22 protein-coding genes and 1 pseudogene are annotated in these 23,327 nt (G+C 75.7%); 9 read left to right on the top strand and 14 right to left on the bottom strand.

Annotated features, from left to right (window positions below):
* Window positions 1-438: 438 nt before the first annotated feature.
* The 3 genes from ACIRS1_RS28690 to ACIRS1_RS28680 all read left to right on the top strand — a co-directional run bounded on the left by ACIRS1_RS28690 (window position 439) and on the right by ACIRS1_RS28680 (window position 5,761).
* The gene (locus tag ACIRS1_RS28690) at window positions 439-2,277 is read left to right on the top strand and encodes an RNA ligase family protein (RefSeq protein ID WP_402844880.1); all 1,839 of its coding nucleotides are present in this window, start codon (window positions 439-441) and stop codon (window positions 2,275-2,277) included.
* Entirely contained in the window at window positions 2,277-5,201 is a 2,925-nt protein-coding gene (locus ACIRS1_RS28685) for an RNA repair domain-containing protein (RefSeq protein ID WP_402844879.1), read from the top strand. The genes ACIRS1_RS28690 and ACIRS1_RS28685 overlap by 1 nt, the downstream gene beginning before the upstream one ends.
* A gap of 128 nt (window positions 5,202-5,329) precedes the next feature.
* Window positions 5,330-5,761 carry a PPOX class F420-dependent oxidoreductase gene (locus ACIRS1_RS28680; RefSeq protein ID WP_360221738.1) on the top strand — a complete coding sequence of 144 codons (432 nt, stop codon included), beginning with the start codon at window positions 5,330-5,332 and terminating at the stop codon, window positions 5,759-5,761.
* Window positions 5,762-5,831: 70 nt separating this feature from the next.
* Here the strand turns inward: ACIRS1_RS28680 and ACIRS1_RS28675 are convergent, their stop codons facing one another.
* The 5 genes from ACIRS1_RS28675 to ACIRS1_RS28655 all read right to left on the bottom strand — a co-directional run bounded on the left by ACIRS1_RS28675 (window position 5,832) and on the right by ACIRS1_RS28655 (window position 11,179).
* On the bottom strand, window positions 5,832-6,635 hold the full coding sequence (locus ACIRS1_RS28675; protein WP_402844877.1) for a putative protein N(5)-glutamine methyltransferase: 804 nt from the start codon (window positions 6,633-6,635) through the stop codon (window positions 5,832-5,834).
* Window positions 6,636-7,026: 391 nt separating this feature from the next.
* Window positions 7,027-7,926 carry a DUF1963 domain-containing protein gene (locus tag ACIRS1_RS28670; protein ID WP_402844876.1) on the bottom strand — a complete coding sequence of 300 codons (900 nt, stop codon included), beginning with the start codon at window positions 7,924-7,926 and terminating at the stop codon, window positions 7,027-7,029.
* Between the two features lie 55 nt (window positions 7,927-7,981).
* Complete coding sequence (gene ligA / locus ACIRS1_RS28665) at window positions 7,982-10,057, bottom strand: NAD-dependent DNA ligase LigA (RefSeq protein WP_402844874.1); 2,076 nt, start codon at window positions 10,055-10,057, stop codon at window positions 7,982-7,984.
* Window positions 10,058-10,335: 278 nt separating this feature from the next.
* Window positions 10,336-10,521 (bottom strand): hypothetical protein, encoded by a 186-nt coding sequence (locus ACIRS1_RS28660; RefSeq protein ID WP_402844872.1) that lies wholly within the window; start codon window positions 10,519-10,521, stop codon window positions 10,336-10,338.
* A 49-nt stretch (window positions 10,522-10,570) separates the two neighbouring features.
* Window positions 10,571-11,179, bottom strand: coding sequence for a CGNR zinc finger domain-containing protein (locus ACIRS1_RS28655; protein ID WP_402844871.1), 609 nt, complete (start codon window positions 11,177-11,179; stop codon window positions 10,571-10,573).
* Window positions 11,180-11,269: 90 nt separating this feature from the next.
* Here ACIRS1_RS28655 and ACIRS1_RS28650 point away from each other — a divergent pair, with 90 nt between their 5' ends.
* Entirely contained in the window at window positions 11,270-12,052 is a 783-nt protein-coding gene (locus ACIRS1_RS28650; RefSeq protein WP_402844869.1) for an MBL fold metallo-hydrolase, read from the top strand.
* Between the two features lie 97 nt (window positions 12,053-12,149).
* Here the strand turns inward: ACIRS1_RS28650 and ACIRS1_RS28645 are convergent, their stop codons facing one another.
* The 3 genes from ACIRS1_RS28645 to ACIRS1_RS28635 all read right to left on the bottom strand — a co-directional run bounded on the left by ACIRS1_RS28645 (window position 12,150) and on the right by ACIRS1_RS28635 (window position 14,978).
* A complete protein-coding gene (locus ACIRS1_RS28645) occupies window positions 12,150-12,875 on the bottom strand; it encodes a TetR family transcriptional regulator (protein WP_402844867.1) in 726 nt (241 codons plus the stop codon).
* Window positions 12,876-12,972: 97 nt separating this feature from the next.
* Window positions 12,973-13,839 (bottom strand): AfsR/SARP family transcriptional regulator, encoded by an 867-nt coding sequence (locus ACIRS1_RS28640; protein WP_363365654.1) that lies wholly within the window; start codon window positions 13,837-13,839, stop codon window positions 12,973-12,975.
* A 407-nt stretch (window positions 13,840-14,246) separates the two neighbouring features.
* Window positions 14,247-14,978, bottom strand: a complete 732-nt coding sequence (locus ACIRS1_RS28635; protein ID WP_360223297.1) for a ScbR family autoregulator-binding transcription factor — start codon at window positions 14,976-14,978, stop codon at window positions 14,247-14,249.
* Window positions 14,979-15,322: 344 nt separating this feature from the next.
* Between ACIRS1_RS28635 and ACIRS1_RS28630 the strand changes: the two genes are divergently transcribed.
* The gene (locus ACIRS1_RS28630) at window positions 15,323-15,784 is read left to right on the top strand and encodes an ArsR/SmtB family transcription factor (RefSeq protein ID WP_402844865.1); all 462 of its coding nucleotides are present in this window, start codon (window positions 15,323-15,325) and stop codon (window positions 15,782-15,784) included.
* Complete coding sequence (locus tag ACIRS1_RS28625) at window positions 15,781-16,269, top strand: SRPBCC family protein (RefSeq protein WP_402844863.1); 489 nt, start codon at window positions 15,781-15,783, stop codon at window positions 16,267-16,269. Before ACIRS1_RS28630 ends, ACIRS1_RS28625 begins: the two co-directional genes overlap by 4 nt.
* A 186-nt stretch (window positions 16,270-16,455) precedes the next feature.
* Here ACIRS1_RS28625 and ACIRS1_RS28620 read toward each other — a convergent pair whose 3' ends face one another.
* Window positions 16,456-17,478, bottom strand: coding sequence for a LysR substrate-binding domain-containing protein (locus ACIRS1_RS28620; RefSeq protein ID WP_402844861.1), 1,023 nt, complete (start codon window positions 17,476-17,478; stop codon window positions 16,456-16,458).
* A gap of 205 nt (window positions 17,479-17,683) precedes the next feature.
* Here ACIRS1_RS28620 and ACIRS1_RS28615 point away from each other — a divergent pair, with 205 nt between their 5' ends.
* Complete coding sequence (locus ACIRS1_RS28615; RefSeq protein ID WP_360223285.1) at window positions 17,684-18,193, top strand: nuclear transport factor 2 family protein; 510 nt, start codon at window positions 17,684-17,686, stop codon at window positions 18,191-18,193.
* A 16-nt stretch (window positions 18,194-18,209) separates the two neighbouring features.
* Here ACIRS1_RS28615 and ACIRS1_RS28610 read toward each other — a convergent pair whose 3' ends face one another.
* Complete coding sequence (locus tag ACIRS1_RS28610; RefSeq protein ID WP_402844859.1) at window positions 18,210-18,614, bottom strand: RidA family protein; 405 nt, start codon at window positions 18,612-18,614, stop codon at window positions 18,210-18,212.
* 130 nt (window positions 18,615-18,744) lie between these two features.
* Between ACIRS1_RS28610 and ACIRS1_RS28605 the strand changes: the two are divergent.
* Window positions 18,745-19,410, top strand: a pseudogene (locus ACIRS1_RS28605) (C40 family peptidase); the annotation flags it as partial.
* 149 nt (window positions 19,411-19,559) lie between these two features.
* On the opposite strand, the gene ACIRS1_RS28600 reads toward ACIRS1_RS28605, so the two are convergent.
* Entirely contained in the window at window positions 19,560-20,069 is a 510-nt protein-coding gene (locus tag ACIRS1_RS28600; protein ID WP_402844857.1) for a MarR family winged helix-turn-helix transcriptional regulator, read from the bottom strand.
* 119 nt (window positions 20,070-20,188) lie between these two features.
* Here ACIRS1_RS28600 and ACIRS1_RS28595 point away from each other — a divergent pair, with 119 nt between their 5' ends.
* Window positions 20,189-20,599 (top strand): VOC family protein, encoded by a 411-nt coding sequence (locus tag ACIRS1_RS28595; RefSeq protein WP_402844855.1) that lies wholly within the window; start codon window positions 20,189-20,191, stop codon window positions 20,597-20,599.
* A 55-nt stretch (window positions 20,600-20,654) separates the two neighbouring features.
* On the opposite strand, the gene ACIRS1_RS28590 is transcribed toward ACIRS1_RS28595, so the two are convergent.
* The 3 genes from ACIRS1_RS28590 to ACIRS1_RS28580 form a co-directional block, all read right to left on the bottom strand.
* A complete protein-coding gene (locus ACIRS1_RS28590; RefSeq protein WP_360219022.1) occupies window positions 20,655-20,909 on the bottom strand; it encodes a hypothetical protein in 255 nt (84 codons plus the stop codon).
* Between the two features lie 220 nt (window positions 20,910-21,129).
* Window positions 21,130-22,359 carry a threonine--tRNA ligase gene (gene thrS / locus ACIRS1_RS28585; protein WP_402844853.1) on the bottom strand — a complete coding sequence of 410 codons (1,230 nt, stop codon included), beginning with the start codon at window positions 22,357-22,359 and terminating at the stop codon, window positions 21,130-21,132.
* 220 nt (window positions 22,360-22,579) lie between these two features.
* A complete protein-coding gene (locus ACIRS1_RS28580; RefSeq protein WP_402844852.1) occupies window positions 22,580-23,311 on the bottom strand; it encodes a leucine-rich repeat domain-containing protein in 732 nt (243 codons plus the stop codon).
* Window positions 23,312-23,327 lie beyond the last annotated feature (16 nt).

Below are 23,327 nucleotides of genomic sequence, written 5' to 3'. Positions count from 1 at the left end.
GGTCGGCCGACGGGACCGCCCCTGCGGCGGACGGCGACGCCGTGGCGGGCGGCACGGTGGCGCGTGCGGCGGTCGGCGGTCCGCCGCACGCCGCGGCCATGGCCGGCCCCACCACCAGCCCCGTCAGGCCTGTCAGGCCTGTCAGCCCCAGGCCCCGCAAGCCCTGCAGGCCCCGCAGACCGACCAGCCCCGTAGCACCCGGCAGGCCAGTCGGACCCGCGCCCGTCGAGCCCGCCCCGAGCCGTCTCCCCATGCGCGCATTGTGGCGCCCTCCGGCCGGCCGCACCAGGGGCCGACCGTGCCCGCCACCCCGCCCACCCGGTCGGCCGACCGGCCGTCACCCCGCCCACCTGCGCCGTTGGCCCGTTAATCGGTGGCCGGGCGTTCTCCCCCGCTCCTACAGTGTCGGCGGATCAACCACCTTCCAAGGAGCCGGGCATGCGCGTGCACTACCCTCGGACGCCGCACCTGCCCTGGTCCCCGGGGGCGGCGGCGGACGACGTCCGCAGCGGCGACCTCTCCGGGCTGACGGGCGCGGAGGTCGTCGTCACCGAGAAGCTCGACGGCGAGAACACCACGCTCTACCGGGACGGCCTGCACGCCCGTTCGCTGGACTCGGCGCACCACCCCTCCCGTGCCTGGGTGAAGGGCCTGCAGGGCCGGATCGGCCCGCGGATCCCGGCCGGCTGGCGGATCTGCGGGGAGAACCTGTTCGCCCGGCACTCGATCCCGTACACCGACCTGGAGAGCTGGTTCCACGGCTTCTCGGTCTGGACCGACCGGGACGTCTGCCTCGGCTGGGACGACACCGTCCGCTTCCTGCGCCGCCTCGGCGTGCCGGCACCGCGGGTGCTCTGGCGCGGCCGGTACGACGAACGGGCCCTGCGGGCGCTGCGGTTGGACCTCGACCGCCAGGAGGGCTACGTGGTGCGGACCACCGCGGGCTTCCCCCGGGCGGAGTTCGGGCGGCGGGTCGCCAAGTGGGTGCGGCCGCAGCACGTGCGGACCGACACGCACTGGATGCACGCCGCCGTCGTGGAGAACGGGCTGGGCCCGGGCGCCGCCCTCTGGTCGGTGCGCTCCGGGGCGCTGCCGGAACTCCCCGCACTGGCCGCCGCACTGCGGCTACCCGAGGACGGACTGCGCGAGGACGGCCTGCTCGGGGCGGGACTGCTCGAGGACGGACCACGCGAGGCCGGACTGCCCGCCACCGCCGACCGGTTGGCCGAGGTGTCCGCCCGGCTGGACGAGCTCGGCCGCGGCGGGGACGCTCGACTGGCCGGAGTGCTCGCCACCGCGCTGGGCGCGGCCCGCCGGGAGGGCCTGGCACCCCGGCTGGCCGGTGTGCTCGGCCTGCCGCTGGCCCGGCGGGTCGCCGACCTGGTCGGACTGCACCCCGGCCTGCAGCAGCCCTATCCGGACGAGGACCGCCGCACCGGGCTGGTCCGGCTCTCCTGCGCCGCCGACCTCGGCGTCCTGCACGCCGTCGCCGCGACGGCCGCGCCCGGAGCGTCGGAACGCGACCAGGTGGCCTGGTCCGCGCTGCACGCCGAGGACGCCGGGCTGCTCGCCGAGGCGCCGCTGCGCCCGCTGCGGGAGGGCCTGCGCGAGGCGCTCGCGGGCCTCGACCGGGACGCCGCCGACCGCTGCTGGGCGCAGGCCCGTGAGGCGTACGCGCTGGGCCGGATCCACACCGTCGAGGAGGCCGTGGCGGCCGCCTGGCGGTGGCGGGACGGCCGCTTCCCGCGGCTGGTGCACCTCGCCGGCCCGGCGGGCAGCGGCAAGAGCACCTTCGCGGCCGCCCTGCCCGGGGTCGGCGCCCGGATCTCGCTGGACGACCTGCGCGAGGCCCGCGGCTCCCGCGCGGACCAGCGCGACAACGCCGCCGTGCTCCGGGAGGGCCTGGACCGGCTGGACGCCGCCCTCGCCCGGCCCGACCCCGCCCATCCGAGCGACCTGGCCGACCCGGCCGACCCGGCCCGCCCGGCCACCGTCGTCTGGGACGCCACCTCGCTCAACCGGCACCAGCGCGCGGCCGTGCACGCCGTGGCGCAGCGCCGCGACGCCCTGGTCACCCAGGTGGTGCTGCTGGTCGACGAGGCCGAGCTGGCGCGCCGCAACGCCGCCCGGCCGCACCCGGTGCCGCCGGAGGTGCTCGCGGCCCAGCTGCGCCGGTTCAGCCCGCCCTACCCCGGCCAGGCCCACCGCACCTGGTACGTCGGCCCGAGTGGCACCGTGGAGGACACGGCCGGCACCCTCGACGGAGAGGACGACTGATGCGCCCCATCGAACAGGTCTGTCAGCGGGTCCGCTGGGACTCCCGCTTCGACCCCGCACGGTTCTCGGTGGGCGTGCGCCAGCGCGACGACCGCACCGAGCTCGTCCCGCTGGAGGCCTTCGCCGACGCGGGCGACATCCCCTGGCACCGGGTGCGCTTCGTCGAGGCCGACGGCGTCCGGGTCTGGGACCGCGACTCGGGCGTGGACGTCCTGGACAGCACCGCGGCCGGCCGGCGCACCGCGCCGCGCCGCCTTCCGGCACCGTTCTTCACCGCCCTCACCCCGTACGACTGGCGGCCGGACGGCGGCTGGCGGCCCGCCGAACCGGCCTCCGGCACCACCCACGGCGACAGCGGCGGCGGCGACACCGGCGACACCACCGGCGCCGCCCCCGTGCGGGTGGTCACCTGGAACACCCTGTGGGACCGCTACGACGCCGACCGGATCGACACCGCCCGGCGACGGCCGCTGCTGCTCGCCGCGCTGGAGGCGGCGGACGCGGACGTCATCGCGCTGCAGGAGGTCGAACCGGCCCTGGTCGCCCTGTTGCTGGACGCCCCCTGGGTACGGGCCGGCTACACCCTCGGCACCGACCCGCTCGGTCCCGACGTCGATGCTTACGGGCTGCTGCTGCTCAGCCGGCTGCCGGTGCTGGAGGCGGGCCGGCACGTGCTGGGCCCGCACAAGGCCGTCACCGCCGTCACGCTGGGCGCCGCCGACGCACCGCTGACCGTCGCCGCCGTCCACCTGACCAGCGACCACACCGCGGGCGGCCCGGCCCGCCGGGAGGCCGAACTGGCCGAACTCGCCGAGGGCCTGGCCGGCGTCCAGGGCGACCTGCTGCTGCTCGGGGACTTCAACGACGGCCGCTCCGGCGCCGAGGGCCCGGCCGCCGCGCTCGGCCTGCGGGACGCCTGGACGCAGGTGCACGGGCCTGCCGACGCGACCGCCACCTTCGACCCGACCGCCAACCCGCTGGCCGCGGTCTCCTCGCTCAGCGGCCGGGCCGCCCGGCTGGACCGCGTCCTGCACCGCACCGAGCGGGCCCGGGTGGCGGCCGCGGCCCTGCTCGGCGACCGGCCGGACGCCTCGGGGCTGTACCCGTCCGACCACTACGGCGTGCTGGTGGACCTCGACCTGGCCGGGACCGGGGCGGCTGCGCTGCTCGACGTGGCGCCGACCGCCCGCACCGCCGTCGCCTGGATCCCGCCCGAGGAGCTGTGGCCCCCGATCCAGCGCGTGCGCGGCCGGTACGACCCTCAGCTGCGGCGCTGGCCGCCGCACGTCAACCTGCTGTTCGGCTTCGTCCCGGAGTCCGCCTTGGACCGGGCGCTGCCCCTGCTGGGCGCGGCCGCCGCCGAGCAGGCGCCGTTCACCGCCCGGCTGGACGGCGTGCACACCTTCGGACACCGCGAGGACGCCACCCTGTGGCTGGACCCGGCGGCCTCCTCCCCCGCGCCCTGGGCCGCGCTGCGGCACGCCCTGGAACGGCGCTTCCCGCGCTGCCGCGGCCGGGCGGAGGGCTTCACCCCGCACCTGACGCTCGGGCGCAGCGCCGATCCGCAGCAGGCCGCCGCCGACTGCGCGGCGCTGCTCGATTCCGTCACGGCCCGGGTGGGCGAACTGGTGGTGCTGTCCCGCCGGGGCGGTGAGCCGATGCGTCCGCGCGCGGTGGTCGCGCTGGGCACCGGCGAGGTGCGGTGGCTGGCCGAGCAGCGGACGGCCACCGGGCACGGGGGCGCGGCGCACGAGGTCGCCGGGCACGGTACGGCAGGGGCGGAGACCGCTCCGCAGCCCGGGGCCCGGCGCCGCGCGGAGGAGGCGGCGGCCCGGGCCGTCGCGGAGCGGATCGCGGCGGCCCTGCCCGACGGGGTCGTCCACACCGTCGGGTCCCGGCGGATGGGCTGCCAGCTGGACGGCGCCGATCTGGACCTGGTCGCGGTGCTGCCGGGGGCCGCCGATCCGGCCGGGCTGCGTGCCCGGGTCACGGCGGCGCTGCCCGGCGCCCGGCGGGTCCGCGCGGTGCGCGGGGCCAGGGTACCGGGGCTGCGGTTCACCGCCGAGGGGCTGGACGTGGACCTCGTCGTGGTCCACTGCGGGTCGCTCGCCCCGGGCGACGCGGTCGGGCGCCGTGCGGAGCTGGGTGCGGAGGCCGCGGTCGCGCTGAGCGCGGTCGGGGACGCCGAGGCCGTGCTGGCGGCGGTCGGCGACCGGCACGGGCGGTTCGTCAGGCTGGCCCGGGAGGTCAAGGCCTGGGCCCGGGCGCGCGGTCTGGACTCCGCGCCGTTCGGCCAACTGCCCTCACTGGCCTGGACGGTGCTGGCCGCCCGGACGGTCCTGAGTGCCGACGACGTCGCCGAGGAGGACCTGTTCCGGCGCTTCGCCGAGACCTGGGCGGCCTGGGACTGGCGGGAGCCGGTCAGCCTGCACGGCACCGTGACGGCCCACCAGGGCGAGCCGGTGGCGGTGTTCACGCCCTCCGCGCCGGTCCGGAGCTGCACCACCCAGGTCGGCCCGGACGCCCGGGAGCTGCTCACCGAGGAGCTCTACCGCGCCTGGGAGCTCGCGACGGAGGGCGACGACCCGTGGCCCTCACTGCTCGCCGTGCCACCGTTGCACCGGCGGCACGCGGCCTGGGCGGTCGTCACCGTCGAGGCCACGGCGACGGAGGACACCGTCGGCGCGGTGCGCGGGCGGCTCCGGGCCCTGCTGACGGCCCTGGAACGGACCGGGGCCACCGGCCTGCACGCCTGGCCGCGACCGTTCGAGGGCGCCCACGGGGCGACCCGCCTGGCGATCGGCCTCGGCGCCGAGCCGCCGGGCCCCGGGGCCGTCGACCGGATCGCCGCCGCCTGGTGCCGCGGGTTGCCCGGCGTCCGCGTCGAGCGGGTGGACGGCGGCGCGCTGCCGACGCCGGCGTAGCGGGCGTGCGCGGCGCGGCACAGCGCGGCGGAACCTGTCCATCCGTCAACCTGCCCGCCGGCCCGCCGGCCGCAACACGCCTGCCCTGCCTTGACCTTCACACCGGTGTGAAGGCCGATGATGCTGCCATGACCGCGACCACACCGTTCGACCCGTACGCCCTGCTCGCCCGGAGCCGGCTCGGCATCCTCGCCACCATCAAGGCCGATGGCCGGCCCCAGCTGTCGCCCGTCCTGCCGTACTACGACCCGGAGACCAACGCCATCCTGGTCTCCACCCGGGACGGCCTGGCCAAGACCGCGAACCTGCGCCGGGACCCCAGGGTCAGCCTCGAGGTGACCGGCCCGGACGGCCGCACCTGGGCCACCGCCGAGGGCGTCGCCACCCTCACCGGGCCCGGCACCGACCCCGACGGCCCGGAGGTCGAGGCGCTGGTGGACTACTACCGTCGGGCCGCCGGCGAGCACCCCGACTGGGCGGAGTACCGCGCGGTGATGGTCGCCGACCGCCGCGTCCTGCTGACCATCCCGGTCGACCACGTCTACGGCTCCCGGGTCTGACCCCTCGGTCCCGTACCGGCCGGCCGGGACGCCGCGCCGGGGACGGTCAACCGCGCCCGTGACGGCCGCGTCAGCGCCGGGTCGCGGTGACCACCGTCGCGTCGAGGTCCTCGTGCCGGATGTCGGCCGCCGCCAGGCCGGCCGCGCGGACGACCGCGAGGGCCGTCGGCGTCTGCCGCTCACTGGTCTCGAACAGCAGCGTCCCGCCCGCCGCGAGCCAGACCGGGGCCTCCGCCACGACCCGGCGCAGCACGTCCAGGCCGTCGGCTCCGCCGTCCAGCGCCGGCCGCGCCTCGTGCAGCCGTGCCTCCGGCGGCAGCAGCGCGATGTCGGCGGTCGGGACGTACGGGACGTTGGCGAGCAGCACGTCCACCCGGCCGCGCAGGGCGTCCGGCAGGGCGGCGAACAGGTCGCCCTCGAAGACCCGCGCCCCGGCGGGCCCGGCCCCGCCGGCGAGGTTGGAACGGGCGCAGCGGACGGCCGCCGGGTCGACGTCGGCCGCGTACAGCTCCACCGGGTGCGGCGCCGCGGCCGCCACCGCGGCCCCGAGGGCTCCGCTGCCGCAACACAGGTCGACGACCACGGCGCCCGGGCGGGTGAGCCCGGTGGCCGTGGCGGCCAGGAACTCGCTGCGCCGGCGCGGGACGAAGACGCCCGGCTGGACGGCGATCCGCAGGCCGGCGAACTCGGCCCAGCCGACGACGTGTTCCAGAGGCCGGCCGGCGGCCCGGGAGCTGACCATCGCGGCCAGTTCGGCCGGGGTCGTGGAGGCGGAGAGGAGGATCCGCGCCTCGTCCTCGGCGAACACGCAGCCCGCGGCGCGCAGCCGGGAGATCACCGAGGAACGGAGGGTGGCGGAGGCGAAGACGGACAAGAGGACCCCTTGGGGGAGATCGGGAGGAGAACGACTCCGTCAGGGCTCCCGCCAGGGTCTGTGCCGCGCCGACGCGTCCGCGCTACGCGCGCGGGGCGCCCGCACGGCCGCGCTCCGGGAGCACCCGCTCGGACATACCGGTAATGGGGCTCACCTCCTTGAGTCGCGGTCGTACTCGGCACCGGCCACCCTACCGCACCACTACCACGGGTGACCGGCCGTTCCCCGGGCCCGCACTGCTCCGCCCCCGGGCCCGCACTGCTCCGTTCCCGGCCTCGGCCGCCCGTTCACGGGACCGGATCCGCACGCGTTCCACACACTGATCGTGACGCGCCGCCGCGCGGGGCCGCGCACCCGCGGCGGCCGCCGGCTGCCACGGGTGCGCGCCAGGTCACGAGCAGTCCCAGTGGTGGGCCACCGGACGGTCCGGGCAGGCCCGGCACTCGAAGACGTAGACGCCGCCCGCGTCGCCGATCATCAGTCGGGCCGCCCGGTGGGCTCCACGGCCTCCGGTGGCGTCCTCGCGTTCCTCGCCGGTCTCGCTGTCGCGGTCCTCCAGAGGAAGCCAGGTACGGTACGACTCGCCGTCGTACTCCCCACTACTGACCGTCAGAAGGTGATCCATCGCCTGCCCGCAGCTCGGGCAGTCGGGCCAACAGGGGTCCTGGGTCCAGCTCGGGTATCCGCCGAGCTTGATCCCCGGGGCCTCGGCCAGGTGATAGCCCCACCACAGGCCGGTGCGGGCCTCCAGTTCCTCCATCCGCACCTGCAGTGCCGGGCTCAGCTCCTCCGGAATGTCCCAGCTCGGGTAGTCGACCACCGGCTCGGGGTGCACGACGCACGGTGCCGGGATGCTGTCCCGGGGCGCGGTGCCCACCGTCGACGGCGCGGCGGCCACGACCGGGCCCACCGCTGCGGAACTGCGCCAGATCACCCGGGGCGTGGCCGTCGGGCAGCCGTCGACGATGAACGGGCACCAGAGCACCTGCAGCAGGTCGGCCCCGGCGGGAGCGGCGAGCTGGGGAACGTCCTTCCGGTGGATCTGGACGACGGGGACCATCGGCACCGGCCCCTGTGTGGCGGATTGCCCCCACTGCTCCGGGTGGCTGGTGCTCGGGCACAGCGGCCACGGCTCGCCGGCCGGCCACAGCAGCGGCCCACCGACCGAACTCTCGGACGGGGACGGCTCGCCGGCCCGCGGGTGGAGACGTACGGCCTCACGGCGCAGCGCCACCAGTTCGGGGAAGAGGTCCTCCACATCCACGGGGCGTGGCGGGGTGGTGCGGGTCATGGTCGTCTCCGTGCGGCGGGGAAAGGGACGGCGGGCTGTATCGGGCGCCGATGGCTCAGGGGAGGTAGGGGGCGACCTGGTCGGCGAACTCCTCGGGGGTGAGGATGCGGATGCCGAGCTCCTCCGCCTTGGCCCGCTTGGAACCGGCCTTCTCGCCCGCCACCAGCAGGGTGGTGCGCTTGGAGACGGACGAGGAGGCCTTGCCGCCGGCGCGTTCGACGAGTTCGTTCATCTCGTTGCGGGACAGCGTGGCGAGCGGGCCGGTCATGCTGCCGGTGACGACCACGGCCTCGCCCGCGAGCGGGCCCGTGCCTGCACCGTCCTCGGCAGCCGGTTCCTCGGCGCCGACGGGGGAGGGTGCCTGCGGAGCGGTGACCTCGGTGCCCACCCCGCGGTCCGCGAGCTTGTCCAACAGATCTGCCAGATCGGCGAGTTCGGCGACGACGACCCGGGCCTTCTCGACCCCGATGCCGTCCACGCCGGCCAGCGCCTCGGCGTCCGCGGCGCGGATCGCGGCCATGCTGCCGAAGTGGGCGGCGATCCGGCGGGACATGGTGCGGCCGGTGCCGCGGATGCCGAGCGCGCAGAACACCCGGTTCAGCGGGCGGCTGCGAGCCGTCTCGATGGCGGCGAGGAGCTTGTCGGCGCTGGTGTCGCCCATCCGCTCCAGGGTCAGCAGCTCGCCCCGGGTGAGGGTGAAGAGATCGGCGAGGTCGGCGACCAGGCCGGCCTCGACCAGCTGGACGGCGCGGGTGCCGCCGAGGCCCTCGATGTCGAGCTGGTCGCGCCCGGCGGCGTAGATCACCGAGGCGACCACCTGGCAGGCCCGGCCGCGCACGCAGCGCCAGCGCTGCTCGGAGGTGTCGATCGCGTCACCGCAGCGCGGGCAGACCTCGGGGAAGACGATCGGCTGCTCGGCGCCGGTGCGCTGGTCGACCAGCGGCGCCTCCACCCGCGGGATGACGTCCCCGGCCCGGTAGACGAACACCTCGTCCCCGATCATCAGACCGCGGCGTTCGATGTCGGCCGGATTGTGCAGGGTGGCGTAGGTGACGGTGACGCCGTCGATCACCACCGGTTCGAGCACGGCGCGCGGCGCGATGATGCCGGTGCGGCCGACGTTCCACTCCACCCCGAGCAGTCTGGTCACCTTGTGCTGGGCCTGCAGCTTGCGGGCCACCGCCCAGCGCGGGGCCCGGGAGCCGGAGCCGGCCTCCTCCTGGTCGGCCACCGCGTCCGCCTTCACCACCACGCCGTCGATGCCGAAGGGCAGCGCGGCGCGCAGCGCGGCGATCCCGTCGATCCGCTGCTGCGCCTCGGCCAGGGTCGCGCAGCGGAGCGGCGCCGCGTCGGTGGCGGCGGCCGTGTTGGCGCCGAGGACGGCCAGCCGGGCCAACAGCTCGGCGTGGTCCAAGCGTTCGTCGGCCCCGGAAAGGCCGAGGGCGTCGTAGGCGAAGAAGGTGAGCTCGACCCGGTAGGGGCGGTCCTTGGCGCGCAGGGTACCGGCCGCGCCGCTGCGCGGGTGGGCGAAGGGGGTCGCGCCGTGCGCGGTGCGGACGGCGTTGGCCTGCTCGAACTGCTCGTGGGTGAGCAGCACCTCGCCGCGCAGCTCGACGTCCAGCGGCTCGGTGAGCCGCGCCGGCAGGCCGAGCACGGCGTCGGCGGCGGCGGTGATGTCCTCGCCGGCCAGGCCGTCACCGCGGGTGAGCACCTGGGTGAGCCGGCCGGCGCGGTAGCGGGCGGCGACGGCGAGGCCGTCCAGCTTCGGCTCGACGCACCAGGCTGCGACCGGACGGCCGAGCCGGCGCTCCAGCCCTGCCGCCCAGGCCTCCAGCTCCTCGGCCGAGAACACGTTGTCGAGGGAGAGCATCGGGGCGCTGTGCGGGACGTCGCCGACGACCGCGCCGCCGGCGACCTTGCCGGTCGGCGACTCGGCCAGCGCCTCGGCGGGGTGCGCGTCCTCGTAGGCCTCGATCGCCCGTACCAGGGCGTCGTACTCGTCGTCGCCGAGCGGCGTGGAGCCGTCGTCGTAGTACGCGGCGGCGGCGCGCACGGCGGTGGCGACGGCGTCGGCGTAGGCCTGCGGGGAGGCGAGGGCGGCGGGGGAAGCCGTGGTGGCTGCGTCCTTCATACCGACATCATGGCGACCCGCACTGACATTCGGCCTGCGCCCGCCCCGCGGCGGACGGCCGCGCACCGCGCCCGCGGGTGCGGCTGCGTCCCAGGTGAACGGGCGTGTCGGCGCGGTTCCGGCGGCGGCCGGTGCGCCGGCGGGCGTTCCGGTGCGGCCGGGCCCGGCTCGGGCACGGTCGTGGTCGTGGTCGTGGTCGTGGTCGTGGTCGAGCGGACGGGGACGGTCGGGGACGGTCCAGGACCGGGGAGCACCGGCCGGAGGCGACGGCGGGGCGCTCAGCGCGACTGCGGGAGGTCCAGCAGCACGGTCTCGAACTCCTGCAGCGAACGCAGGGTCAGCCCGCCGGACGCCGTCCCCCGGGCCCGGGTCGCGGCGGCGGCCCCGCGCGAGGCGACCAGAGCGGCCCGGTCGGCGAACAACCCGCCCACCGCTCCGCGTTCGTCCTCGACGCTGATCAGCATCGAGCCGCCGAGGTAGCCGTCGATGCGCTGCAGCGCGGGTAGGCCGTCCTCACGGAAGCCAGTCCTGTTCGGGGCGGGTGCGCCGGGCGTAGGCGCGGGCCGCGCGGGCCCGGTCGCCGCAGCGGGTGGAGCACCAGTGGCGGCGTCCGTGCCGGAGCAGGTAGCGGGTGCAGGGGGTGGAGCCGCAGGCGGTGAGGCGATCGGCGTCGGGGCCGGTCAGCAGGTCGGCGGCGTCGGCGGCGAGGGCCGCGAGGGCGTGTTCGACGATCGCGGCGGTGGGGTGCGGGGCCGCCCGGTAGGGGCCGGTCTCCTCGTCCCAGCAGAGCAGCCGGGCCGTGGGCAGCCGGATCAGGGCGTCGTTGACGGCGGACAGGGCGGCGGGGAGCGCGGGCAGTCCGGCGACTCTGGCCGCGAACAGCGCCCTGACCTGCTCGCGCATCGCGCGCACCAGGCCCGCGCACATGTCCTGCAGGCCGGCGTCGGCCGGGGCGAGGGCGTGTTCGAGGAGCCACCGGTTCGTCCCCGCGGGGGTGGCGAGGCGGTCCAGGACGTAGCCGCCGGGCACCGTGACGGAGCTGTTGACCAGGGCGAGGGAGGGGTGCTGCTCCTCCCCCGGCGCGGGTGGCACGGCGGCTTCGTCGGTCTGGGTCTCCCTCATGGATCTCATGGTATCGGTTGCGCCCATCCGTGAGAGCCCGCTACGGTTTCTCACGGATAAACCACTCCCATCCGTGAGGTGTGCTTCGCCATGGCTTCTTCCGACCCGACCGTCGAGCAGTTCCCCGTCCGCCTCTTCGGCGGCCCGACCGCCCTCTTCGAGTACGGCGGCCTGCGCTTCCTCACCGACCCGACCTTCGACGCCCCGGGCGACTACCAGCGCCCGGGCGGCCCGGTCCTGACCAAGACCGCCCCGGCCGCCGGCGGCCCCGCCGACGCCGGCCGCGTCGACGTGGTCCTGCTCTCCCACGACGAGCACGCCGACAACCTCGACCACTCCGGCCGGGCACTGCTCGCCGACGTGCCGCTCACCCTCACCACCCCCGGCGGCGGCCGGCGCCTCGGGGGCACCGCGAGGGGCCTGGCCGACTGGGAGTCGGTCACCCTGGACCGCCCCGGCGGCGGCACCGTCACGGTGACCGCCGCACCCGCCCTGCACGGACCGGGGGCCCGCGCGGACGTGGAGGCCGTCACCGGGCAGGTCGTCGGCTTCGTCCTGACCGGCGAGGGGCTGCCCACCGTCTACGTCAGCGGCGACAACGCCTCGCTCGACGCCGTCCGGGAGATCGCCGAACGGTTCGCCCCCGTGGACACCGCGGTCCTCTTCGCCGGGGCGCCCCGCTTCCCCGTCCTCTTCGACGGCGAGCCCCTCGTCCTGGACAGCAAGCAGGCGGCCGAGGCCGCCCGGATCCTGGGCGCCCGCCGGGTGGTCCCGGTCCACCACGACAGCTGGGCCCACTTCACCGAGGGCCGGGACGACCTGGTGGCCGCGTTCACCGCCGCCGGCCTGGCGGACCGCCTGCACACGGCGTGACCGGCCCCGCCCGGGGGGCGGGACGGGGTGACGGGCCGGGGGGCGGGGGACGGGCCCGTCGGCCCGCCGGGTGCCGCGGCCCGCACCCCGGCCGGGCTCAGGCGGGCAGCGGCGCCCGCGGCCTGGTCCGGTAGGCGCCCGACCCGCCCGGGGGGACGAGGCAGGGCAGCAGCCACTCCCACAGGGCGCCGACCCGGCGGGCGCGCTCCTCGTCGGCGCCGCCGTCGCCGAAGACCACCTCCAGGCCGCAGGCGGCCGCCACCACGAGGGTCTCCGGCCCCAGGACGCCCGGCCGGTCGCGCAGTTCACCGGCGCGGCGCGCCCCGACGAGCAGTTCGCGGACGACGCCGGCCCAGATGCCGTGGAAGCCCGGCACCCCCTCGACCGGGGCGGTGGTGCCGGTGGCGGCGACACCGGAGGCGGCCCCACCGGGGCCAGCCGCACCGACGGCGGCCGCGCCCGGGGCCGCCGGGCCGGACTGCCAGCCACCGCCCTCGCGGCCGAGACGGAACGCGGCGCGCACCACCGCGTCCGAGCCCAGGGCGTCGACCAGCCAGTAGCCCGAGTCGATCAAGGTCTGGAGCGGGGAGGCGGTCGCGCGCAGCGCGCGGCAGGCACTGCGCAGGGAGCACTCGGCCTGCTGGAACACCGCTCTGGCCAACTCGTCCTTGGACGCGAAGTGGAAGTAGAGCGCCCCCTTGGTCACCCCCGCGGCCCCGGCGATCTCGCCGAGCGTCGCACCGGCGTAGCCGTGACGGTCGAACAGCTCCGCCCCCGCCTCCACCAGCCGTCCGCGCGTCCGTTCCGACCTCTCCTGCACCACCCGACCCACAACCCCTCACAGCGACCAGCAGGTTCCGACCTCGCCCGGGCGGGACGCCCGGTGCCGCAACGCCTTCGGCGACGAACTCCGCGGAGCCTCAGCCGACCCGACTGAGCCGGGCGGCGGCCGGCTCCGACCCGGCCGCCGCCTCCGCCCTGGCGGGCGCGGCCGCCTCACGCTCCGGGCGCTCCGGCCCGGTCATCAGGATCGAGCGCTGCAGCCGCCGCAGGCCGATCGACGGCTCCATGCCCAACTCCCTTACCAGGGTGTTGCGCAGGCGCTGGTAGGCCTCCAGCGCCTCGCCGCGCCGGCCGGAGCGGTGCAGGGCGATCATGTACTGGCCGTGCAGGCTCTCGTGGGTGCGGTAGCGGTCCACCAGTACGGTCAGTTCGGCGAGCAGCACCCGGTGCCGGCCCAGCCGCAGGTCCGCCTCGATCCGCTGGTCCAGCGCACAGAGCCGGGTCTCCTCCAACCGCTTCGCCTCCACCCCCAGCTGACCGCCGGCCGGGACGTCGGCGAAGGCCGCCCCGCGCCACAGGCCGAGCGCCTCGGCGAGCATCCGGGCGGCCAGCGGGTGGTCCTCGCCGTCCATGGCGCGGTAGCCCATGCCGGCCAGGCGCTCGAACTCCCGGACGTCCGTCATCCCGCCGCCACTGTTGAGCATGTAGCCGCCGGGCGAGGTCACCAGCACGTCCTTGGCGCAGGAGACCCCGGCCGCCGCGCCCACCTGCCCGAGCGCGCGGTCGATCATGTCGCGCAGCTGGAGCACGTACGTCTGGACGGTGGTGCGCGCGCTGCGCGGCGGTCGCCCGGACCACAGCTCGTCGGCCAACGCCCTTGCCGGCACCACCTGGTCGGCCCGCAGGGCCAGCAACCCCAGCACCTGACGCGGCTTCGGTGCCGACGGCACCACCGAGACCCCGCACACCCGGACGTCCAGCGCCCCGAGCACCCGAATTTCCACGATGACCACCCCAATCACACGGAACGCCGCAGGCCTGTCCGCCGCGGCCGGCACCCGGGTCGACACCCCTAGGGCGACTGTCACCAGTCAAAAACAGGACGCGCGGTTTGTCAATACAAAACCGAACGCGCTGTTTGTTTCTGTGGAATGGGTGGCCCGGGGCTGGACGGCGAGCCGGATCGACCGAGCGTCACGGCTGTGACACCCGGAGCGACCGGCCGCGGACGTGCCGAAGGCGGCGCCGGACCTCTCGGGTCCCGCACCGCCACGTCTTCATCCGGACCGATCGGGCCGCCCCCGCGCGACCGCCCCCGCGCGCCCGCCGCCCCCGCACGACCCGGCGCGCCGCGGCGGGCGGGGAGGACGCCCACCGAGGTCAACCGGGCTGCGCCACCATGGACTTCAGCTCACCGGACGCCGACCTCGTCGACGACCGCCCCGACCCCGGAGCGCTCCTCGGCCGGGTCCGCGCCCGGGTCTGCGCCGGCCTCCTCGGCCGCCCGGGCGGCGGCCACCTCCGCGACCACCCGGGCGCCGCGGTCCGGCCCCATCTGCAGCGAGCCGAGCACGCCCGGCACCGCGATGCTCGGCATCAGGTGCTGGAACAGCCCGGCCACCCGCTGCTCCAGGTCCGCCCGCCCGGACAGCTTCTGCGACTGGATCTGCACGCCCGTCCAGGCAGCCGTGACCAGCCAGGCCGTGTCGGCCGGCACGATGTGCGGCAGCAGCTCGCCGCGCTCCCCGGCGGCGGTCAGCAGCGCCTCCAGGCGTCCGATCCACCCGGGGATCGCCCCTCCGCCGAGATCGTCGAAGACGTCCTGGCCGAGCGAGAGCCGGGCCCCCGCACTGAGCAGCGGGTCACGCGGCATCAGATAGGCCACCACCATCCCGGTGTCCACGAACTCCTGCAGTTTGCAGACCCGTTCGGGCACACCGTCCTGGACGAACTGCTCCTCCACGACACCCTGGGCGAGATCCCGCTTGGAAGCGAAATGGAAGTACACCGCGCCGCGCGTCACCCCGGCCCGCGAGACCACCTCGCCGATGGTGGCGCCCTCGTAGCCGAACTCGTCGAAGACCGACGCCGCCGCCTCGAGGATCAGCCGACGCGTCCGGAGCGCCCGCTCCTGCCGTACCACCCGCAACCACCCCGCCCAGAGCTCCGGAAAACAAAACCAAACACCCCGTATCTTAGCTACCGGTGGCCCGAGAGCGACAAGACGAAGTCCGGGAATCACCCCAAAGGCTCCTTCTCCCCCACCTGCCTCCCCCGGTCATTCCACAGGAGACGCGAAGCCTTCACCGGGCACCCGGAAACGGCAGCCGCACCAGCGTCCTTCGCCACCGACAAAACCGAACGATCGGTATTCCAATCTCCCGTTCGGCGACGACAGCCTCGTCCGCAACCGAAAGGTTGAATAGCCCGGAGCCCGGGGGTATCGTTGTCCTCAACCAATCGGTTGCGGAAGAACAGAGGTGCGTGGTGGCCGTCGACCAGCTGTCCCGGGCGTTCGTCGCCCTGGCCGATCCGACCAGGCGCGACATCGTCGCCCGGCTCTCGGTCCGGGACGCCACCGTCGGCGAGCTGGCCGAGTCCTACGCGATGTCCATGCAGGCCGTCTCCAAGCACCTCAAGGTGCTCGAGGAGGCCGGACTGGTGAGCCGCAGCCGGGACGCGCAGCGACGGCCGTGCCACCTGGAGCCGCAGGTGTTCGACCTGATGACGAGCTGGATCGAGCGGTACCGCCGCCAGGCGGAGGAGCGCTTCGGCCGCCTGGACGCCGTCCTCGCGGCCATGGCCGACGACGAGACCCCCGGGCCCCGCCCCGACCGGAAGCAGCACGCAGAACAGACAGAACGGACAGAACACTCCGAGCACACCGGAGGGAGCGACCGGCCCGCACGGGACGGCCGACCCGCGCAACACGAAGGAGACCCGTCATGACCTCCGCCACCGGCCACGAGACCCGGATCGACGCGGACCCGGCACTGCCGACCATCCGGATCGTCCGCGAGTTCGACGCCCCGCAGGAGAGGGTGTTCCGCGCCTGGATCGAGCCCGAGCTGGCCACCCAGTGGCTCGGCCCCCAGGACCTCGACATGAAGATCGACGCCTGGGAGGGGCGCACCGGCGGCCACTACCGCTACTCCATGCACCGCGAGGGGCAGCAGGTCGCCGCCTTCTACGGCTCCTTCCACGAAGTCCGACCGGCGAGCCGGCTCGTCCAGACCTTCACCTTCGAGGGCGTGCCGGACGGCGTCTCGCTGGACACCGCCGTCTTCGAACCCGCGGGCGAGGGCCGTACCCGCGTCACCGTGCTCTCCGTGGTCGACAGCCTCACCGCCCGCGACGCCATCCTGGCCAGCGGCATGGAGCACGGCGTGGTCGAGGGCTACCGGAAGCTGGACGCCCTGCTCGCCTCCTCCTGACACCTCACCCCTGACGCCTCACCCCTGACGCCTCACCCCAACGCCTCCTCCTGACACCTCCGCAGAGGCCCGACCCGTCCGGGCGGCGGCCCGCATCGCGCTCGGCCGCCGCCCACTGCTGCCCACGCCGCCCTCCACAGCCAGCCGGCGTCACCCGCTGTCACGGGCCGGCGGCACCGCCCGGCGTCACAGCTGGTCCGGCTCCCCCGCGCCCAGCAGCTCCTGGGCCGCGCGGACGAAGGCCCGGCCGGCGGCGGTGGAGCGGTCACGGTGCCAGAGCAGGCCCCACTCCACCGGCGCCGCACCGGCCAACGGCCGGTACACCACGTCCGGGCGGGCGTGGTAGCGCCGGGTCTGCGCTCCGACCGGGAACACCCCGAGCCCGGCCCCGACCAGCATCAGCACCTCGTTCAGCGTGCCGCCCACCGGCCCGAGCGCGGACGCCTCCCCGACGGACGGTCGAGGAGCCGGAGCACCACGCGGGGCAACCGAGCCCGACGGCCCGCCACCCGGCGCAGCGTCCGACGGCCCGCCACCCGATGACAGGTCGCCCGGTGCGCCGCCGCCCAGCACGGACCCGGGTCCCCGGTCCGCCCGGAAGGACTCCGGCAGGTCCGCGGGCAGCCGGACGAACGGGACCCCGAGCAGGTCCTCGGGCGCCACCGAGGCCGCCTCGGCCAACCGGTGCCCCGCCGGAACGGCGAGCATCCGGGGTTCGCTGACCAGCACCGGCCCCATCACCAACTCCGGTGACAGCAGCGGGAACTCCGCGAACACGAGATCCACCTCACCCGCCCGCAACAGGTCGAGCCGCTGCAGCAGCGGCGCCTCACGCAGCACCACCTCCCACCTCGCCAGCCGCGCGCGGAAGAGCTCGGCGACCCCGAACAGCAGCTGGCCGGCGGCCGGCTCTGCATAGGCCACCCGCAGCTCCCCGGCCTGCCCGTGCGCCGCGTCGGTGGCGCGCTGGACGGCCGCGCCGACCGCCCGCCACGCCGGCCCCAGCTCCTCCGCCAGCTGCCGGCCGATCGCCGTCGGCTCGACCCGGCGGCTCGTCCGGGCGAACAGCGGTGCACCCACCCGGCGTTCGAGCTTCCGCACGGTCTGGCTGACCCGCGCGGTCGAGACGTGCAGCCGCTCGGCCGTCCGCCCGAAGTGCAGCTCCTCCGACAGCACCAGGAAGGTCTCGATCTCGTGCCGCTCCGGCATCCCCGCCCCCGTTCGCCGCGGCACGCACCGCCCGTCGCCCAGCCGCCGGCGTCAGCAGCCGCGCTTCATCGTGAAGCACCGCTCATCGTTCAGTCTCCCTTCACGATCGTTGCACGGACCGCCGTTGATCACCCCACCGCCCCCGGGGGAGAGTGGAGCCGTCCGCCGAGGCCCGCCAAGGCCGCTCACCCCCACAGGAGTTCCCATGTTCGTCACCACCGGCCGCGCGCTCACCGCCCCCGCCGCCGACCTCGCCGCCGTCACCGCCGAACTCCGCGACCGCACCGAGATCCTGGACGCGCTGCTCCGCTTCGCCCTCGGCCAGGACCTCAAGGACCGCGACCTCTTCGCCTCCTCCTTCACCACCGACGCCGAACTCGACTTCCGCCCCGCGGCCGCCGCCTGGGGCGCCGAGCCGCCCCTGATGGTCGGCCGGGAGCCGATCGTCGACACGATCCTGAGCATGTTCACCGGACGGGTGAACACCACCCACCAGGTCACCAACCCGCGGATCACCGTGGACGGCGACCGGGCCCGGCTCACCGCCCTCGTCGAAGCACAGCACCTGCTGACCGCCGACCCGGCCACGCACGCACTGCTGAAGAACCGCTACGACGTCGAGCTGCTCCGCGACGGCGACCGCTGGCTGATGCACCGTGTCCGGATCGAGAACGTCTGGCTGACCGGCGAGCCGAAGGCGATCTTCGGCGGCTGAGGCCCCGCTGCACCGGTCAGGGCAGCACCGCCACGGCCTCCACCTCCACCAGCTGGTCGTCGTAGCCGAGCACGGTGACGCCCAGCAGTGTGCTGGGGGCGTCGTGCTCGCCCAGGTAGGCGCGGTAGACGTCCCAGACCTTCACCAAGTCGGCCTGGTCGGCCGAAGCGACGTACACCGTCGTCCGGGCGACGTCCGTGAGCCCGGCGCCGGCCTCCTCCAGGACGGCTATCAGGTTGCGCATCACCTGGTGGGCCTGCCCCTCGTAGTCCCCCACCGCCACCGTCCGCCCCTCCTCGTCCAGGGGGCAGGCGCCGGCGAGCCAGAGCGTACGGACCGGGGCGTCGACGACCGCCGCGTAGGCGTAGTCGACGACGGGGGTGAGGCGCGGGTGACGCATCAGTGTGACGGGGCTGCTCATCTGGACTCCCGAGGTCGCGACCGAACGTTCGCGCCCATCGTTGGCGCCTCCCGAATGACCGTCAATCGATTTACCAGCGGATTTCCCGCCACTGCGGGGCCCGTGCGTCCACGGTTCACCGCTGCGGGTGATGGCGGGTCAACTCGGCGAAGCGGAATCCTGGTCTGGTCCGGGGCGTCGCGCATCCGCCGCCCGATCGGCCGACGAGAGCAGGGAGTCAGCGATGGAACCCCGAGCACCCGAGGAGCCCGGTTCGCCCGCGGGGGCACCACGACCCGACCGCGACCGCGAGGAGCCCGCCGGCGTCGGCCGGCGCCGCGTGCTGGGCCTGGCCCTGGGCGCCGGCCTCGTCCCGGCGCTCGCGACGGAGGCGGCGGCCCAACCCGGCCGTACGCCCCGCGTGGAAGCGCCCCGCGACGCCGCCGCGCTGGGCCGCAGGGTCGCCGAGGTGGCCGCCGCCCAGATCGGCGTGCCCTATGCCTGGGGCGGCGGCGACCGCCAGCGCGCGAGCCTCGGCTTCTGCCACGACGAGAACGGCTACCACGACGGCAAGTGCCTCGGGGAGAGCACGGTCGCTTTCGACTGCAGCGGCCTGTCGCAGTACTGCTGGTTCCGGGCCAGCGACGGCACGGTCGAGCTGGGGCACTACACCGTCGCCCAGTTCCACCGCAGCGCCCCGGTGGAGCGCGCCGACCTCGCCCCGGGGGACCTGCTGTTCTTCTCCCGCCCCGACGCACCGCTGCACCACGTCGGGATCCACGCGGGCGGCGGCGCGATGATCCACGCGGAACGCACCGGGACCCTGATCGCCCGGGTCGAGAACGTCCTCGACGTCCCGCGCTGGGCGGGCGAGTTCGCCGGCGCCCGCCGACCCGCCCCCCCCGCCTGCCCCGCCCGGCGCCGGGGGTCCGGGCCCCGGCCGCCGGGCGGCGCGGGCAGCCGGCCCTACAGCCCGCTGCCCGCGCCGCCCAGCCCCTCGTGGACGCGCAGCAGCAGGCCGTGCAGCGTCTGCCGCTCCGACTCGTCCAGCGGCGCCAGCACCTCGCCCTGCACCGCGCGCGCCTCGGCGTCCAGTTCCGCGAGCAGCTCCCGCCCCGCCCCGGTGACGGAGACCGTCACCCGCCGCCGGTCCGTCTGGTCCCGGGCCCGCTCGACGTACCCGGCGGCGGCCAGCTGGTCGGCGACCTTGGCCAGGTCGCTCGGGTCGACGCCTAGCCGCCGGACCAGGTCGCGCTGGGCCTGCGGGCCGAAGTCGGCGAGGGCGGCGAGCACGGCCATGTCCCAGAGCCGCAGCCCGCGTCCGGCGAGCCGCTCGGCCAGGCGGGCCCGCGCGGTGCGCCCGATCCGGGAGAGCAGGTAGCTGTCGAGGTCCCGCAGCATGGGCGGCAGGTCGGGAGCGGGAGGCGGTCCGGGGGCGGCGAGCGGTGCCGGAGCGGGGAGCGGTTCGGGGGTCATGGCGCAAGTCTAGGGTGAGTCCCTATAGTGGGTGGCGACCCACTAATCATCCCCTCGGCCCATCGATTCCTGACCCGCCGATCCCCGACCGACCACCACCGAGCCCGGGAGCTTCGACCGTGGACGCCCTGTACCCCCGCCTGCTCGTGACCGGCTTCGCCGAGTGCTTCCGCTTCTACCGCGCCGTCCTGCCACCGCTCACCGGTGCCACCCTGGTCAAGGGCACGCCCGACGGCCCGTACGCCAACTGGGACGTCGACGACCAGGCCGTCCTGGTGCTCTTCGACCGCGCCGCGATGGCCGCCACCCTCGGCACCAGCGGCCTGCCCGCCCGGCCCGCCGCCCCCGCCCAGGACGCCGCGATGCTCGCCCTCCGGGTGCCCGACGTGGACGAGGCCTTCACCCTCTGCCTGCGCCACGGCGGCACCCCGGTCGTCGGCCCGACCGACCGCCCCGAGTGGGGCCCGAACCTCCGCAGCGCCCACCTGCGGGACCCGGACGGACACCTGATCGAGCTGCAGTCGTACTGACGCCGGCGGCGCCCCGGACGGGTCGGCGCGCGGCCCGCCCGGGGCACCGGACGGGTCAGCGGTCCCGCGCCACGGTCCGGACGGCGGCGCCGAGCGCGTCGGACCGGGAGTCCGGCGCACAGGCCCGGCCGAGCAGCGGTGCGCGCCCGTCGGCGCCGGGAACGTGCCCGAGGACTGCGGCGCAGTACTGGACGTCCGGTACGGGCAGCGGGCGGTGCACGGTCGAGGCCGCCTGGGCGGCCGGGGCGCCGACGGCGCCGGCGAGGGCGAGACAGCCGGCGAGCGCCGGGGCGGCGAGACTACGCGGCATGCGCATGGGAACCTCCGGGAACGGCCCGGAGCGGTCCGGACCGGGGGACGGCGGGGACGACGGCGGCCGTGGACCCGGCCGCCCGCGCCCATTCGACGGGCGGCCACCGCCCCCGGCCGGTCCGACACACCGCGCACCGCACTAGTCGTACGTATGGCCACCAGTCATGCCCACCACGGCAGTCATGCCCACCGCTGCCGGACCACCGCCCGCCGGCGGCTCAGCGGCCCGCACCGTTCGGCCACAGCTCCGCACTGCACGCCGCCACGAGCGCGCCGATCCGGGCCCAGGCCTCCTCCGCCGGCAACGGGTCGAGCCGCCGGCCGCCCCGCAGCCGCAGGGCGACCCGCCCGTCCGCGGCCTCCCCGGCCCCGACCACCGCCTGGTACGGGGCCAGCCGTGCCGACCGGATCCGCGCACCGAGGGTGCCGTGCTCGGGGCCCGCGACCTCGGCGCGCAGCCCCAGGTCGAGGCAGCGCTGCCGGAGCCGCGCGGCCTGCGGCAGTTCGGCCTCCGAGACCGGCAGCAGCACCACCTGGGTCGGGGCCAGCCAGGCCGGGAAGGCGCCGCCGTACAGCTCGATCAGGTGGGCGACCAGCCGCTCGATGCTGCCGATCACGCTGCGGTGGACCATCACCGGGCGGTGCCTGGCGCCGTCCGGGCCGGTGTAGTGCAGGCCGAACCGCTCGGGCTGGTGGAAGTCGACCTGCACGGTGGAGAGGGTGGACTCGCGCCCGGCGCCGTCGGCGATCTGCACGTCGATCTTGGGCCCGTAGAACGCGGCCTCGCCCTCCACCGCCTCGAACGGTACGCCGGAACGCTCCAGGACGCCGGTCAGCAGCGCGGTCGCCCGTTCCCAGAGTGCCGGGTCCGCCACGTACTTGCCGCCCCCGCCGGGCAGGGAGAGCCGGTAGCGGACCGGCCGGACGCCGAGCGCCCGGTGCGCCTCGCGGATCAGCTCCAACGCCGCGACGGCCTCGTCGGCGGCCTGCTCCGGGGTGCAGAAGACGTGCGCGTCGTTCAGCCGGATCGCCCGAACCCTGCTCAGCCCGCCCAGCACCCCGGACAGCTCGGCCCGGTACATGTCTCCCAACTCTGCTATCCGCAGCGGGAGTTCACGGTAGCTGTGCGGGCGGGAACGGAAGATCAGCGCGTGGTGCGGGCAGAGGCTCGGCCGCAGCACCACCTGCTCCGACCCCAGCTCCATCGGCGGGAACATGTCCTCCCGGTAGTGCGCCCAGTGGCCGGAGATCTCGTACAACTCGCGTTTCCCGAGCGCCGGCGAGTAGACGTGCCTGTAGCCGGCCCGCCGCTCGCGCCCGCGGATGAACTCCTCCAGGGTGTGCCGGATCGCGGCGCCGTCGGGCAGCCAGTACGGCAGGCCGGACCCCATCAACGGGTCGGTGTCGAACAGGTCGAGCTCGCGGCCGAGCTTGCGGTGGTCGTTCACGGGTGGTCTCCCTCCACTCGGTCGGGGCGGGCGAGTGTGCCGGGAACGGCGAAGCCCCGGGGCACTCGGCCCCGGGGCTTCGGACTAGGTCAGCAGTCAGCGCGCCGGGACTCTCTCCGGCGTCGTCGTGGCGAGTGCAGCGCGCTTCATGCGATCCACGGTAACAGGCCCCGGCCGCAGCGGTGATCCGTTTTCCCCGCAGGCCGCCGGACCGCCCGGCTCAGTGCAGCAGCACGCAGCCGCGCGCGCCGAGCGCCGCGCGCAGCTCCGGCGACGGCCGCACGTCGTTCCACCGCAGGTCCAGCTTCTCCAGCGCGGGCAGTTCGGCCAGCCAGTCGGGCAGTTCGGTGATCCGGTTGCCGCGCAGGTCGAGCCGGCGCAGCAGCGGCAGCCCGGCCAGAGCCGGCGGGACCTCGGTGAAGGCGTTCTCCCGCAGCTCGAGCTCCCGCAGCTCACCGAGCCCGGCGAAGGTGCCCGGCAGCTCGCTCAACGCGTTGTCGCGCAACCAGAGTTCGCGCAGCGCGGGCAGGCCGCCGAGGCGTGCGGGCAGGGTGGTCAGCCGGTTCTGCTGGGCACGCAGCTCGACCAGGGAGACCATGTCACCGATGGTGGAGGGGAGTTCGGCCAGCCGGTTCTCCCCCACGTTGAGGTAGCGCAACGCGGTGAGCCGGCCGAGGGCCTCGGGGAGCGCGGTCAGCTCGTTGTCGTGCAGGTAGAGGAAGTCCCGCAGACCGGTGAGCCCGCCCAGTTCGGCGGGCACCGCGGCGAGCCGGTTGTGCCCGAGGTCGAGTGTCCGCAGCCGCTGCAACCTCCCGATCCCGGGCGGCAGTTCGGTCAGGCCGGTGTCGGCGAGGATGAGCACCGTCAGCTCGGTCCGGTCCCACACCCCGGCGGGCACCTCGTCGAGCGGCTGCCGCCAGAGGTTGAGCGTCGTGTCCGTCACGTCGGCCATTCTCCCTCCCCCGCTG

It is taken from the genome of Kitasatospora sp. NPDC101176, assembly GCF_044768035.1.
Lineage (GTDB): Bacteria > Actinomycetota > Actinomycetes > Streptomycetales > Streptomycetaceae > Kitasatospora.
The sequence above is the reverse complement of the archived record's forward strand: the minus strand, read 5'-3'. Positions and strand labels throughout refer to the sequence as shown.

Bases quoted from the DNA above. Each gene is read 5' to 3' on its own strand.
- ACIRS1_RS28590 (WP_360219022.1), bottom strand. From the start codon at position 20,909: ATGCCGCGTAGTCTCGCCGCCCCGGCGCTCGCCGGCTGTCTCGCCCTC.
- ACIRS1_RS28660 (WP_402844872.1), bottom strand. From the start codon at position 10,521: ATGCTGATCAGCGTCGAGGACGAACGCGGAGCGGTGGGCGGGTTGTTC.
- ACIRS1_RS28580 (WP_402844852.1), bottom strand. From the start codon at position 23,311: ATGGCCGACGTGACGGACACGACGCTCAACCTCTGGCGGCAGCCGCTC.
- ACIRS1_RS28620 (WP_402844861.1), bottom strand. From the start codon at position 17,478: ATGCCGGAGCGGCACGAGATCGAGACCTTCCTGGTGCTGTCGGAGGAG.
- ACIRS1_RS28610 (WP_402844859.1), bottom strand. From the start codon at position 18,614: ATGAGCAGCCCCGTCACACTGATGCGTCACCCGCGCCTCACCCCCGTC.
- ligA (WP_402844874.1), bottom strand. From the start codon at position 10,057: ATGAAGGACGCAGCCACCACGGCTTCCCCCGCCGCCCTCGCCTCCCCG.
- ACIRS1_RS28685 (WP_402844879.1), top strand. From the start codon at position 2,277: ATGCGCCCCATCGAACAGGTCTGTCAGCGGGTCCGCTGGGACTCCCGC.
- ACIRS1_RS28670 (WP_402844876.1), bottom strand. From the start codon at position 7,926: ATGACCCGCACCACCCCGCCACGCCCCGTGGATGTGGAGGACCTCTTC.
- ACIRS1_RS28600 (WP_402844857.1), bottom strand. From the start codon at position 20,069: ATGACCCCCGAACCGCTCCCCGCTCCGGCACCGCTCGCCGCCCCCGGA.
- ACIRS1_RS28650 (WP_402844869.1), top strand. From the start codon at position 11,270: ATGGCTTCTTCCGACCCGACCGTCGAGCAGTTCCCCGTCCGCCTCTTC.
- ACIRS1_RS28615 (WP_360223285.1), top strand. From the start codon at position 17,684: ATGTTCGTCACCACCGGCCGCGCGCTCACCGCCCCCGCCGCCGACCTC.
- ACIRS1_RS28655 (WP_402844871.1), bottom strand. From the start codon at position 11,179: ATGAGGGAGACCCAGACCGACGAAGCCGCCGTGCCACCCGCGCCGGGG.
- ACIRS1_RS28680 (WP_360221738.1), top strand. From the start codon at position 5,330: ATGACCGCGACCACACCGTTCGACCCGTACGCCCTGCTCGCCCGGAGC.
- ACIRS1_RS28625 (WP_402844863.1), top strand. From the start codon at position 15,781: ATGACCTCCGCCACCGGCCACGAGACCCGGATCGACGCGGACCCGGCA.
- ACIRS1_RS28690 (WP_402844880.1), top strand. From the start codon at position 439: ATGCGCGTGCACTACCCTCGGACGCCGCACCTGCCCTGGTCCCCGGGG.